The sequence below is a fragment of the Cohnella sp. GCM10020058 genome, assembly GCF_042683485.1.
Lineage (GTDB): Bacteria > Bacillota > Bacilli > Paenibacillales > Paenibacillaceae > Cohnella.
The window spans coordinates 394,484-407,879 of the sequence record NZ_JBHUJV010000008.1; the positions used below are offsets into that span (position 1 = coordinate 394,484).

Consider the following 13,396-nt stretch of genomic DNA (forward strand, 5'->3'; position numbering starts at 1 on the left):
CATAGCGCATGGCCATTTTTACGAGCATTCTGAACTTGCTTAAGAAAAATCCGGCGACGGACGGCGCGGATACATTCAATATCCAGACGATGCTGAACGACAACTGGGACAAGATCGACGCGGCGATGGCGCTAAAAGGGGCGATCGGCAGCGTCCGCGCGGCGACGGCGAGCAACACGACGCTGTCCGGCTTGCAGACGGTGGACGGCGTATCGCTGGCCGCGGGCGATCGCGTGCTGGTGAAAAATCAGACGACGGGCAGCCAGAACGGCATTTATGTAGCGGCCTCTGGCGCTTGGGCGCGTGCTGCGGATGCGGATTCGTCCGCGAAGCTGGCGGCCGGGCTGTGGGGCTACGTACGGGAAGGCACGGTTAACGGGGGCAAAAGCTTTGTGCTCAGCAATGCGGGCGCGGTGACCCTGGGAACGACGGCGTTGACGTTCGCTCAGATGAGCGGCGCAGGCGCGGCGGACGACACGGTGATCGGCAGCCGCACGGCGACCGACAGTGTTACGCCGGCGATGTCCGGGACGCTGACGGGGGTGCTGTCCAGCCTCTTTACCTTGGTGAAGGGGATTACCGGCAAGTCCAGCGCTCTGACCAGCCCGGCGATCACACTGGAAGCGACGAAGTCGCACGTAGACGCAGGTTTGGCGCACGGCGCGGTATCCGCACCGACCGCGTCGACGATGATGGCGCGCGACAGCGCCGGACGCGCACAGGTGGCGGCGCCGTCCGCGGCGGCGGATATCGCGCGGAAGGACACGGTGGACGCGGCGATCGCGACGGCGGCGAGCGATGCGACGACAAAGGCGAATTCGGCACAGGCGGCGGCGATTGCAGCGGCTGCTACGGATGCGACGACTAAGTCCAACAGTGCCCAGTCCGCTGCGATTTCTGCGGCGGCGACGGATGCGACAACCAAGGCGAATTCGGTTCAAAGTAACCTTACTGCGCATATCGGCACTGGAGGGGCGGCCCATGCGGCGGCAACAACGTCTGTAGCCGGATTTATGTCAGCGGCGGATAAAACGAAGCTCGATGGTATGACATCTGGGGCTGGCGGCGCGGGAACAGCCACGGATGCGGTCATCGGCAACCGCACGATCAGCGATACGACAGCGCCGACCACGGATACGGGGACTGTGACGGCCTTGTTCGGGGGACTTGCCAATATGGTCAAGTCGGTGACAGGCAAGTCGAGCTGGCGGACGGTTCCGGCGACGACGCTTGAGGCAGCCAAGGCGCATATGGATGCGACTGCGGCACATGGTGCTGTATCCGATCCCACTGCATCTACCATGATGGTGCGCGATAGCGCGGGCAGAACACAAGTAGCTGCTCCCTCTGCTGCTGCAGATGTAGCGCGTAAAGACACCGTGGATGCGGCGATTGCTACCGCTGCCTCCGATGCAACCTCTAAGTCAAACACTGTTCAAAGCAATTTGACCACTCACATTTCTAGCAACTCACATATTCCTTATGCAGCCGCTACTGGTTCCGCCAATGCCTACGTCGTTACGCTTTCCCCGGCTCCATCTTCTCTTGTTGCTGGTCTTGCGCTTGCAGTTCAGATCAATATCGATAATACAGGTGCATCGACAATCAACGTTAATGGACTCGGCTCTAAGAGCATTTTGACTTCCAAAGGGGCCGCATTGACTTCGGGGAAAATGGTGACAAATGGAATTTATACACTCAGATACAACGGTACGGCTTTTATTTTACAGGGTGAAGGGGGGGAGTATGGAACAGCTGCGGCAGGCGACGTGCGCTCCGCTAGGACGGTCGGTACGGACATGGGGCTCGTTAGCGGTACACTCGTAACGCGCGCGGCGTCGGCGCAGACGATCACACCAGTGACTACCGATCAGGTGATGGCAGCAGGTATATACGACGGGGCGATTACAGTAAAAGGTGATGTAAACTTACTCGCTGCGAATATACTTTCGGGCAAATCTATCTTTGGTGTGGCGGGTACAGCGATAACTGGAACGCGATTCGCTTCAGGTTCTGCTGTACAGGGGGTCGATGCCACAACTTTTGCATTGGATAATGGGTATGGTAAACCAGGTTATAGATTCACGGTAACTGGTTTAAACTTTACGCCTAAAGCAGTTTTCATCTACACAGCATCCGGTGCTGTGATGACGGCCGTGCATGCAGGCGCTCCACAGGCTAATGGATATGTCTTAATGTACTCAGACGGATCGTTCATACGATTAGTCAACCCTGCACTTTTAGTAAGCGGCGGGTTCTCTCTGCCTGTTGGCAGTGGGACAAGTGGAGTTACTTATTACTGGTTCGCATTCGAATAGGAGGATAACAATATGCAAATTGGAAGAAAACTCTATTACGATCTCGTAACGGGAAACGTAATCGTCGATACCGGCGAGCGATCCGGGGATGTCATTGAAACGACAACCGAGCAGGACTTTGCCGCATACGCAATGCTGGCTGGACGTGTGCCGGACACAATAGGCGTAATGCAACTGGAGCATGGACAGTACGAACAAGACTTTGCCGACTTGTTATTATATCAGGTTGATGTGAGCAGCGATCCGCCGTCGCTGCTTTTTTGTTCCCGGTCCTAAACAGCGTTAGTAGCTGTCTGCATATCAATATCCACTGACAGAGCATTTGTCGCGGACCGAGACAATGACGATGAACCAGGCAACAAAAAGGCAGAATTTCAAGCTAATCTTGATGTTGACGCTCTATCGGTTGAAAGGACGGTTTAATGCAACAAAAGATTCAGAATAGATAAATAGGACGTTCTTAATTAATATTAGTTTTATTTATTTGGAGGGGGTCGACCTGCTACAACTGAAACTCTTACTATCCAACGCCTGGTATGCCACCGCCGCCGGCGGCAAAGAGGCATTCGCAGGCGGAATGGGGGCGGCGATCGGCATGCTTCTCACAACTATATTAGGTGGCTGGGATAAAGCGTTGGAAGTGTTGCTTACGCTCATTTTCCTAGATTACGTCAGCGGCGTCGCCAGTGCGTTAAAAAACCATAACTTGAATTCGGACAAGCTCTATTGGGGCGGCATTCGAAAAATTGTCGTTCTTACGGTTATTGCGCTCGCGGCCCAACTTGACGATTGGCTACAGCCGGGCGTGCCCATGTTTCGGACAGCCGCCATCTATTTTTATGTGGGAAGAGAAGGCCTCAGCCTGGTTGAAAACTTTGGCGCGCTCGGTGTCACGTTGCCTGCATCCATTACCAAAAGACTAGAACAGTTTAATCAAAAGGAAGATGATATGACTGTAACTCCTAACAATGATTCTGACCATGGAAAACACTAGAGAAGACGACAGGCCCGGGGATTTTGATCTCCGGGCTATTTTTTGTTTGTCGTACGATTGCCACCAATAGTTGTAAGGTGAACATATATTCTGGAATTAAACTATTCTGAATGGAGGAAATGAAAATGGAATTTAACGTACTTGACTACGGAGCGGATCCAACCGGTGCAACGGACAGCACAAACGCCTTTAAAACAGCTTTGCTTGCTTGCGATAAGAAGCATAATTTGTACATCCCGTCCGGCACATACGTCATTACGGACACGCTCGATGTCAACTGCCGATCGTTCAGGGGCGACGCTCCCTATGTAGACAGCGGGTCCGGCGGTACGACAATCAATTTCTTTCCGGTAAATCCAACGGACCTGATGCCATGTCTCCGCGTGGGAGGTACCGACGCAGTTGTGCGCGATATCATGGTATGGGGGCCGACGGCCTACAGCCTGGTTAACCTGGCTAACTGGGTCGATAAGACATGGTTCGATCAGGATCGTTACGAAATGTTTGCAACGGGACCCGCAGCGATTGGCGTGTATGGGGGCTCGACTGCGATTTTCCAGAATGTGAGAACCCGCAATATTAAAGTCGGCCTCCTGCTTAATAACAATGTCGGTCACATTACTTCCCGCGACTGCACATGGAGCGGGCTTGCCGGCGTGTATGTCAAGACGAACAATTACGACTACACGTTCGAGCGCGGCAACATCAACGGCACATTCTGCGGTATTTTGATCGGTACCTCGGGCAATAGCGGGCTTGGCGGAGCCTTCTGGAACGTGCATACGGGCTTCAGTCCTTACGGTATTTACCAATGCATTGATGACGGCGGCGTTCGAACGGATCCTGTGGGCCTCAGTGGAGAGTTCGACTTCCTGCAGTTCGAGGTAATTGGGGAAGCCGCTATTAAATTGCTCAATAATGCCTCTTCGAACGGATTGGACATCAACGGCTTTGGATTTTCGTGGTCTTCTCCCATCCAAAACGGCTCCGCGGGCTGGTTTTTCGCGTTGCCCGATACGCTTAAGCCGCTTGCTGAAAAGCAAAAATACGCTGCATACCTGGGACGTATCGGAGCCAACGTACGGATGGATGCGGGAAGCGCCGCCTTGGTAAAGTCGGGAGCAGCCGGTGCCATCGGTTCCGCCTATATTCATCAACTGCAGGCGAGTGCCAATCTGAAAGGCATTAACTTGAGCCAGGCAACGATTAATGCCAAAAACGACGACGTATATAAAAACCTCGATTTGAAAACGACGCTCGACCAACGTCAGCAACGTTTATTTAGTCCGCCTGGAATAAATTTACTTCAGAATGTGAGCGATATCCGAAATTGGAGAGTTGCCGGCACGGGCGCCACCATCGAGCAAGTTCAGGATCTCTCGACCCTTCCCGTTCCTTTGTCGCCCGAAATGAAACAAATGGTCGGGGAAAACCCTTCCGTATTCAAGATTACGCCTAACGGAGTGGACAAGCCTAATTTAAAAATTAAATTCCGCGGCACGACCGGTCTAGTCGATCAAGGTCCGGTTCAACTGGATCCCAATCGGGACGTAGCTTACAGTATTTTTATTCAAGGCGGGGCCACAAACAGCGCATACTCGGCTCGAATCTCAGGCGGGGCAGCAGCAAACGAAGTGATTTATCCTTATGCTTTGGGCGGCGCCTACACGAAGTGGATTCAGTCGGTGGGCAGAGGCAGCCGCACATCGGACGGCCAATACATTCAACTGTCGGTCTCGGATCTTCCTGCGACCGCCCCGACTTTCTTTTGCGGCGCCATGGTTACCTATGACGAAGTATCGCCGTTCTCTCCCTCGGACAAGCATTATTTCGAGAAAGGTATTCAAACGAAGGAAGAAATTGCGGCAGACAACTATATTGGCCGGTTGAACGGTTACAAGGAGCCAGTGGCACGGTCTCCCAAGAATGTTCCTTTTAAATTTTCGGTAGATGATGCAGGAGCGATCTCCACTCAGTTTGCAGGCTTCGCCTACGATACGTTTATCCGTCCGGATGCTTCTGCGCTCGGCAGCGCAAATGTTGGAGGTACATGGTCGACAACCGGCGCGTGGGCCATCGTCAGCAATGAGGCTACCAATACGTCGGATACCGACGGCCATGCCGCTACGCTGACCATCGCCGAGCCCGATTTTGCGATTTCCGCCAAGGTAAAGGGGCAATTGACAGGCGGCTTACGCATGGCGGGCTTAACCTTTAAGCGGATCGATGCCAACAACCATTTTTGGATCTCTTTCGACGCGACTACCTTGAAGCTGAATAAGCGCATTGCAGGCGTCTTTGCTACGCCTCAAACTTATCGTTACGATTTTGCGAACGATACGTACTACGAGCTTAAAGTCGTATGCAAAGGCAAGCGCGTTTTGATTTACTTGAACGGGAACATCGCAATCGATCATTTGATGAGCAGCTCGGAATATGCAGGTATCGGAGCCGGTCAAAACGCAGGTTTGATTTTAAATAAGAGCGGCGCTCCTACGCTGCTGTCGGCGAAGTGGAACAGCATTGTGGTGGAACCTGTTTAAACCTCTCCAACTATATGTAAGACAAGGGCCGTGCCTCCCGTTCCGGCCCTCGAATAAAATACAACCTGTACGATCCCATCACTTCTCTCACATTCTTTTAGAAATACAAGAAAGGAGCCACCCCCATGGCCAAAGGCATCGACAAAGCGACGCCCGTCACGTCCGCGCAGGCCAAGACGCTTGCGGCTGCCGGGTACGCGTTTGCCGCGCGTTACCTGGTGCCGTCGTCGTACGCCTGGAAGCGGATGACCGCGGACGAGGCGAAGCTGATCACGGCGGCGGGCATGCGGATCGTCTCGGTGTACGAGACGACGGCGAACCGCGCTGCGAGCGGGGCGGACGCGGGGCGCAACGACGGAGCCGCCGCCTACGCGGAGGCGCTCGCCGTCGGGCAGCCGAAGGGCACCGTGATTTACTTCGCCGTGGATTATGACGCACAGTCCAAGGATTTTGACGCCATCGAGGCCTACCTGAAGGCCGCCGCCAAGCAGGCGACGGGCTACGAGACGGGCGTCTACGGCTCGTATGCGGTCATCGAGGAGATGGCGAAGCGCGGCGCGTGCGCGCATTTCTGGCAGACGTACGCGTGGAGCCGGGGCAAACGCAGCGCTAAAGCGAACATTTACCAATACAAGATCGACACGACCGTATCCGGCATCGCGCTGGACCTGAACGAGTCCTACGGCAACGAGGGCTGGTGGGACACGAATCCGGGCAAGAAGCCCGAGCCCGACGAGGAGGAGATCACGATGAAGCCCGAGGACGCGGAAAAAATTATCAAGTTCCTGTCCGCTGCATGGTTCACGGCGACGACAAAGGCGGATAAGGCGGAATTCAACCGACTGGCCAACGAGATTCGCAAAGCGGCCGGCATGCCGACCGAGTAAGAAGGAGTTTCCCGCCGGCCGACGAAGGTTATATCTTATTATAACTTTCTAAAGGTCGGTGGGCTGCATGCCTCAAGGCAAGTACTTCAGGATCGGCTACGGCATCATTGTCGTGCTGGTGATCATCTTCCTGGCTTCCAAGGTCAAATTTATTTTTAACCCGCTCGTCACGGTGCTCGAAGTGCTGCTGCTGCCGATGCTGCTGTCCGCGATCATGTACTACTTGCTGCGACCGGTCGTCGGTTTGCTGGAAAAAAGGGGGCTCACCAAGCCGATGGCGATCGCGATCGTGTATTTGGCGCTGGCGGCATTGTTCACGTTTTTCATCATGCTGGTAGGCCCGATCATCCGCGATCAGATCGACAGTCTCATCGACAGCGTGCCGCAGCTCGTCCAGTTGGCGCAGGATCAGGTCAACAAGCTCCAGCAAAACGAGTGGGCGACCAAGTATCTCAACGATCCGAAGTTCGATCTGACCTCCCGCATCCCGGATTTGGTGAACGGCGTCATTTCCAACACGGGCAACGCCTTCAACAAGATCATGGGCTGGATCTCGCAGTTCGTGCTGCTGCTCTCGACGGTTCCTTTTATCGCCTACTACATGCTCAAGACGGGCTACAAGGTGCCGGATTATATCGTGAAGATCGTGCCCGACAGGCACGACGAGCAAGCCAAATCGATCATGCTGGAAATGGATAAGGCGCTCAGCGCCTACATACAAGGCAAGATCCTGGTGAGCATCGGTCTTGGCATCATGATGTTGACCGGTTACCTCATCATCGGACTCAAATACGCGCTGCTGCTCGCCATTGTCTTTACGTTCCTCAATGTCATCCCGTATGTCGGCGTGCTGATCGGTTCGGTGCCGAGCATCATCGTCGCGTTCATCGATTCGCCGTGGAAGGTCGTCTGGACGATCGTCGTCATCGTCATCGCGCAGCAGATCGAGGACCGGCTGCTGTCGCCGCAGATCATGGGCAAGAAGCTCGACATCCATCCGCTCACCATCATCATCGTGCTTCTCATCGTGGGCAGTCTTTTCGGACTCCTCGGGATGTTCCTCGCGGTGCCGGGTTATGCGGTGTTGAAGGTGATCGTGACGCATCTCTACCAGATCTATCGTCTTCGGAAAATCGAGATTATCGAATGAGGCTCGACGCGTCTCGCACGCCCGGATTCACCTTAAGCCCAGTCCCTCGCATACAATGACTGCAACAAGGCGAATGCCCTGGCCGTTTCGGCTGCGGGCAGAGGGAGGCGAGACGGTTATGCCGACGATAGCGAACTTTCCGGAGGATCTGCTGGAAGAACATATGAATTGGCACCATACGCATCACGTGGACGATCCGTCGCAGCTGCGTCCGGGCTACGGCGCGGAGTTTCTTCAATTCCATCGCGGCTTCATCCGCAGGGCGCTGGACTGGTACGGCCGGCAAAACTACGATAAGTCCCTGGTCGCGCCCTGGCAGCGCGTGCCCGAAGAGATCAGGCGGGCGCCGTGCTACGACCGGTCCGCAGAGGCGAGGATCATTATGCAGCCGCAGTCGTTTCGGACGGCAGACGAGCTGGGATTGTTCATCGAAGGCTCGGGCCTTCACGGCTGCATCCACGAGACGGCGGCGGATTTGTATGGGGAGCCCGATATCAACGACTTCGACGTCGCCCCGCGCAACACGGTGTTTTACAACATCCACGGCATGATCGACGGCTGGTATCGCAACTGGGAATCGGCGGGCCGCGTCAACCAAGGCATGCTGGAATGGGGCGGGCGCTTCGCAGCGGAAGACAGCGCTCGGGCCAACTCGGACGAGACGGAGGAAGCGCTCCGGTATGTGCCGGAGAGCGGACGCTGGTGGCTCGGCCGCGTGCCGGTCGATAGGGCGGCTGCTAGCGCCGGAGCTGCAGGTGGAGTAACGTCGGATGGCGGGAAAACGTCGTGGACGACTTCGTCAGCCATATCGCAGCGAGCGCTTCGCCTGAACTGGCAGCTCGTCGGTGAGGGCGGCGTGCTCGGTAAGCAGCCTGATGCCCGTTTCCTTCGCGTATGGGATACGGACGGGGACGGACGTAGCGAGGTGCTGTATTACAGCCTGGCCGACGGTAAATGGTGGGAAGGCAAGCTGAGCGCAGGCAAGCTGAACTGGCAGGAAATCAAGCGGTCTTTAGCATGAAAAAAAGAGCATCCCCGGAACGAGTCGGTTCCGGGGATGCTCTTTTTTTTGGAGGGGCAGCGTGACTTGAATAGTCACAGTTAGGACTTATTTGAGCTTGCTCCGCAGCCCGATGGCTAGAAGTAGTCCTCGGTGGGACAATCTGTGCAGTAATGCCGCAAGAAAGCCTGAAGTAGTCCCATCTGGAATTTTCTTACTGAGCCACGCTGCCCGAGGACTTGAAGTAGTCCCAACTGGAACTAATAGCTTCCTTAAAAAAAACGGCCGCCTCGTCCCGTATTCCCTGCTACGCTAGTCTCATCAGCGCTTCAATCACGCGAGTGTAATAAGCCGTGTCCCGCTTCACGAAGTCGGAGAGTCTCACCGGGACATCGGACACAGGCACCAGCACGCCGTTCGCGTCCAACTCGGCGCCGCCCGCAGTGACCGTCTCGGTCTCGCCGCGCATCAGCGCGAGCAGCGCCGCCGCGTCCGCCTCGTACAGTCCGGCCAACTCCTCCCGCTGCAGCCGGAACGTCTCGGGCCCGCGGTCCGCGATGTAGCCGTACACCTGGCTGACCTCGCGGTCGACGTATCTTACGCCTTGCGCGAAGCCTTCGTCCTCCTCGCGGAATGTACCGAGCGGCGTCAGGTCCTCGAGCGAGACGCGCAGCCCGAGCTCTTCCTCCAGCTCTCGAACCGCGTCGCGCGCCGTCTCCCCGGCGGACAGATGCCCGGCCGCCGTGATGTCGAAGCGGTCGGGATTCGTATCCTTGTCCCGGCTGCGCCGCTGGAACAGCACGCGAGCCCTGCCGTCCTCGCCGCGGCGTGCGAGCCAGCAGTGGAACGTATGGTGCCACAGCCCGCGCGCATGCGCCTCCGAGCGGGTCGCCGTACCGACCGGTCGGTCCAGCTCATCGTAGATATCGAACCGTTCTTCAGCCCGCACGCTCTCTTCAGCCCGCACGCTCTCTTCAGCCCGCACGCTCTCGGCGTCCAGTCCCGTCTCCCCGCCCCTTACTTGCTCTATGGCGTTCCCAAGCTCGTCCGCGCGCAAAGGTTTTTCGCCGCTCATGCGCTTGCCGTCGCCTCGAGCTCCGACGTGCAATGCGCGCAGCGCACCGCCTTGATCGGCACGACGGACAGGCAGTAAGGGCATTCCTTTGAAGTCGGCTCGGCGAGCGGCTCGTCCTTTTTGCGGCCCTCCGTCAGCTTGTTGATGACCTTCACCAGCATGAATACGCAGAAGGCGATGATGAGAAAATTGATGATGATGTTAATGAATTGCCCGTAAGCGATGACCGGAGCGCCGGCGGCGCGAACGGCTTCCAACGAGTGCACATTAGCGGGAGTTTCCTTGTAATCCCCGATCCGCCAAAACAAATCCTTAAAATCCACGCCCCCCAGCAGCCGCCCGATCGGCGGCATAACGATGTCGTTGACGAGCGAGCTGACGATCTGTCCGAACGCGCCGCCGATGATGACGCCGACCGCGAGATCGATGACATTGCCGCGCATGGCAAATGTCTTGAATTCTCCTGCCATTTTTCTTAACATTTCATGCAAAACCTCCATTTTTTTAAGTTGGAAAAAGTAGGATTTTCTTAAAACTTGTCGAACTGTATCACCAAGGCATTCACAACTCCATCACATCTTCGACTGCGGGGGATCACATGATGTACGATTCCGAGACGTCCTGGAAGATCGGTCTTCTGCTGTTGGCGCTGATTATCAGCATAATCGCATCCTACACCATGTTCAACTTCACAGGCAATCTCCAACGCAAAGACAATCATTTCCGCGTATTCTGGCTATCGGGCGGGGCTTTTGTATTCGGCATCGGGATGTGGGTCAAGCAATTTCTCACTACGCTGGCATGGGACCAGACGATCGTGTTCACGTGGGCGGCCGTCGTATCGCTGCTGTTCACGATTTTTTTCAGTTCGATGGCTTTTGTCATGCTTGCCTTCCAGAACACGATCCGTTACCGGCTGGCCGCCGGCAGCTTCATTCTGGCCTTCAGCGTCACCTTCATGAGCTACTTCGGCGAATTGGGAGAGGACGTATCGGAGATCCGGACGGCGACGGTGTATGTCGTGCTCGGCATTCTTCTGCTGTTCAGCGGAATCTACGCGGCGCTTCGCCTCTCGGAGTGGCCTGGGGAGCGTAACAAGTGGCTGGCGAGCCTGACGCTCGGCATAGCCGTTTTCATCGAGAGCCAGATCTCCAAGCAAGCGCTGCTGCTGCAATACCGGGACGGCGCCCTATATGCTTCAGCGGAACGGCTGCAGGAGGACATTTACCGGCTGTCGGTCATTATCGGCATCGGCATGCTCCTGATTTTGACTTCAACGCTGTTCACCTGGTATATCGACAAGCGCATGAATCATATGGATGAACGGTACAAGCTGCTCGTCGAAAACTCGCTGGACACGATTGCCATTTTCAAAAAGGATAAATGGGTGTTCGTGAACGAAGCGGGACTGCGCATGTTCGATGCGGCCGAGCCGGAAGAGCTGCTGGGATCTTCTATCTTTGCTTATCTGCTGCCCGAGGATCACGACAGGGTGAGGGAGCGCATGCAAAATCTCGCCATGACCGGCAACAGCGGCCCGCTCGAGCAGGAATGGATCACGCTCAAAGGCCGGACGCTCAATACGGAGATCGTGGAGCTGATGACCTCGATCGAGAACGAGCCCGCCCTACAGATCATCATCCGCGACATTTCCGAGCGCAAAAAGAACGAGGAGCTGCTGATCAACTCGGAGAAGCTGTACGTAGCGGGCCAGCTGGCCGCCGGCATCGCCCATGAGATCCGCAATCCGCTGACCTCGCTCAAGGGCTTTCTCCAACTGCTCTCATCGGGGAGAAAAAACAACGGCACGTATTTTGACATCATGAAGTCGGAGCTCACCCGCATCGAGAATATTGTCAGCGAGATGCTCATGCTGTCCAAGCCTCAGGTGTACGAGCTGTCCTACCACGATATCCGGCACGTCATGCGCGAGACCGTCACGCTGCTTGAGACGCAGGCGATCCTGCACAGCATCCAGATCGAGAGCGACTTCGGTCCGGATCCGCTCTGGATCTACGGCGTCGAGAGCCAGATCAAGCAGGTTTTCATCAACGTCATCAAAAACGCGATCGAAGCGATGACCGACGGCGGTGCGATCCGCGTCCATATGAAACGCTTCGACAATTCGGTGCGCATCCGCATCATGGACGAGGGGCCGGGCATTGAGGACAGCCAGCTCGCCAAGATGGGGCAGCCGTTCTACACGACCAAGGATAAAGGCACGGGGCTCGGCCTGATGGTCAGCTACAAGATCGTGGACAATCACCAGGGCAAGATTCAAGTATACAGCCAGCTGGGAAGCGGCACGACGTTCGAGATCCTGCTGCCGTTCCGTTATCCGGAGAACGCGCCCGTCAAGACCGGCTGAAGCCGGCGCATACGAAGCGAATTTCGAGGAGGAATGATTTGGGTTAAAACTAGGGAGATCCAATTGAGCTTAAAGGAGGCAGGGATCATGTTCGACCGTTTGAAGGCCGTCGTTATAACGGCTAGAGGAAGAAGCACTTTTACGGAAGCCCAGGCCGCGCGGATGGAGCGGATCGCGGATGTCCGGTTCCTGACCGAGGAAAAGCCGATCCCGCCCGACGACCTCGTCGACCTGCTGAAGGATGCGGACGTATGCGGGCTGACGCCCAGGTCCGTCCCCTCGATCGACGGTTCCTGGCTGTCCCGCTTGCCGAAGCTCCGAGGAATCGCCGTTTTTGCGACAGGCGTAGATTATATCGATACCGCCTGGCTTCATGAACGCGGCATCGCGCTCAGCCACTTGCCCGAGTATTCGTCGGATTCGGTAGCCGAGCATGCGCTCGGCCTGATGCTGACGATGTCCAGGCGTATCCATCTGAGCCAGGATCGCGTGCGCGGCCGCGTGCCTCCCGGCACGAGCGTGCTCGGATTCGAGCTGCGCGGCAAGACGCTGGGCATCGTCGGGCTCGGCCGGATCGGCTCGCGCGTGGCGGAGCTGGCCGCAGCCTTCGGGATGCGCGTGCTCGCATGCGACCCTCGCGAGAGAAGCGCGGCGGGCGTGCGCCTGGTCGGCCTCGACGAGCTGCTCGCCTCGAGCGATATCGTGAGCTTACATATGCCTGCGAAGTGGCAAGGACCGGCTGCCTTCGGCGAAGCGGAGCTTGCGCGCATCAAGAACGGCGCGACGCTGATCAACGTATCGCGCTGCGCGCTGGTCGATCCCTATGCAGTCGTGCACGCTATCGAGGAAGGCCGCCTGCGCGGCTACGCGGTCGACGATCTGTTCCCGATCGCGGACAAGGACGAGCGCGCGGCCAGACAGATCGTCGAGGGCCGACTGCTGCAGACCGGGCATACAGCCTGGTACTCGGTCGAAGTGCTGGAACGGGGTTACGAGACTTGGGTAGACCATATTTGCGGGCTCGCGACCGGGGAGCCGCTGAATCTGGTGTAAGAGCAGGC

The 13,396-nt window shown here is 56.6% G+C and carries 11 protein-coding genes; 9 read left to right on the plus strand and 2 right to left on the minus strand.

The window, feature by feature from the left end:
• The first annotated feature begins 8 nt into the window (after nt 1-8).
• The 7 genes from ACFSR7_RS14160 to ACFSR7_RS14190 all read left to right on the plus strand — a co-directional run bounded on the left by ACFSR7_RS14160 (nt 9) and on the right by ACFSR7_RS14190 (nt 8,913).
• Nucleotides 9-2,318 (plus strand): hypothetical protein, encoded by a 2,310-nt coding sequence (locus ACFSR7_RS14160; protein WP_378162527.1) that lies wholly within the window; start codon nt 9-11, stop codon nt 2,316-2,318.
• 12 nt (nt 2,319-2,330) lie between these two features.
• Nucleotides 2,331-2,594 (plus strand): hypothetical protein, encoded by a 264-nt coding sequence (locus ACFSR7_RS14165; RefSeq protein ID WP_378162529.1) that lies wholly within the window; start codon nt 2,331-2,333, stop codon nt 2,592-2,594.
• A gap of 208 nt (nt 2,595-2,802) precedes the next feature.
• Nucleotides 2,803-3,312: a phage holin family protein gene (locus tag ACFSR7_RS14170; RefSeq protein ID WP_378162531.1), complete on the plus strand. Its 510-nt coding sequence runs from the start codon at nt 2,803-2,805 to the stop codon at nt 3,310-3,312.
• Between the two features lie 125 nt (nt 3,313-3,437).
• On the plus strand, nt 3,438-5,855 hold the full coding sequence (locus ACFSR7_RS14175; RefSeq protein WP_378162533.1) for a glycosyl hydrolase family 28-related protein: 2,418 nt from the start codon (nt 3,438-3,440) through the stop codon (nt 5,853-5,855).
• Between the two features lie 125 nt (nt 5,856-5,980).
• Nucleotides 5,981-6,742 (plus strand): DUF1906 domain-containing protein, encoded by a 762-nt coding sequence (locus ACFSR7_RS14180; RefSeq protein WP_378162535.1) that lies wholly within the window; start codon nt 5,981-5,983, stop codon nt 6,740-6,742.
• A gap of 67 nt (nt 6,743-6,809) precedes the next feature.
• Nucleotides 6,810-7,892: an AI-2E family transporter gene (locus ACFSR7_RS14185; protein ID WP_378162537.1), complete on the plus strand. Its 1,083-nt coding sequence runs from the start codon at nt 6,810-6,812 to the stop codon at nt 7,890-7,892.
• A gap of 118 nt (nt 7,893-8,010) precedes the next feature.
• A complete protein-coding gene (locus ACFSR7_RS14190) occupies nt 8,011-8,913 on the plus strand; it encodes a hypothetical protein (protein WP_378162539.1) in 903 nt (300 codons plus the stop codon).
• Nucleotides 8,914-9,199: 286 nt separating this feature from the next.
• Here ACFSR7_RS14190 and ACFSR7_RS14195 read toward each other — a convergent pair whose 3' ends face one another.
• Nucleotides 9,200-9,967, minus strand: coding sequence for an NUDIX hydrolase (locus tag ACFSR7_RS14195; RefSeq protein WP_378162541.1), 768 nt, complete (start codon nt 9,965-9,967; stop codon nt 9,200-9,202).
• Complete coding sequence (gene mscL / locus ACFSR7_RS14200; protein ID WP_378162543.1) at nt 9,964-10,449, minus strand: large conductance mechanosensitive channel protein MscL; 486 nt, start codon at nt 10,447-10,449, stop codon at nt 9,964-9,966. The genes ACFSR7_RS14195 and mscL overlap by 4 nt, the downstream gene beginning before the upstream one ends.
• A gap of 119 nt (nt 10,450-10,568) precedes the next feature.
• On the opposite strand from mscL, the gene ACFSR7_RS14205 reads away from it, so the two are divergent.
• Together ACFSR7_RS14205 and ACFSR7_RS14210 are read left to right on the plus strand one after the other, a co-directional pair.
• The gene (locus ACFSR7_RS14205) at nt 10,569-12,335 is read left to right on the plus strand and encodes an ATP-binding protein (RefSeq protein WP_378162545.1); all 1,767 of its coding nucleotides are present in this window, start codon (nt 10,569-10,571) and stop codon (nt 12,333-12,335) included.
• Nucleotides 12,336-12,422: 87 nt separating this feature from the next.
• Nucleotides 12,423-13,388 (plus strand): 2-hydroxyacid dehydrogenase, encoded by a 966-nt coding sequence (locus ACFSR7_RS14210; protein ID WP_378162547.1) that lies wholly within the window; start codon nt 12,423-12,425, stop codon nt 13,386-13,388.
• The last annotated feature ends 8 nt before the right edge of the window (nt 13,389-13,396 follow it).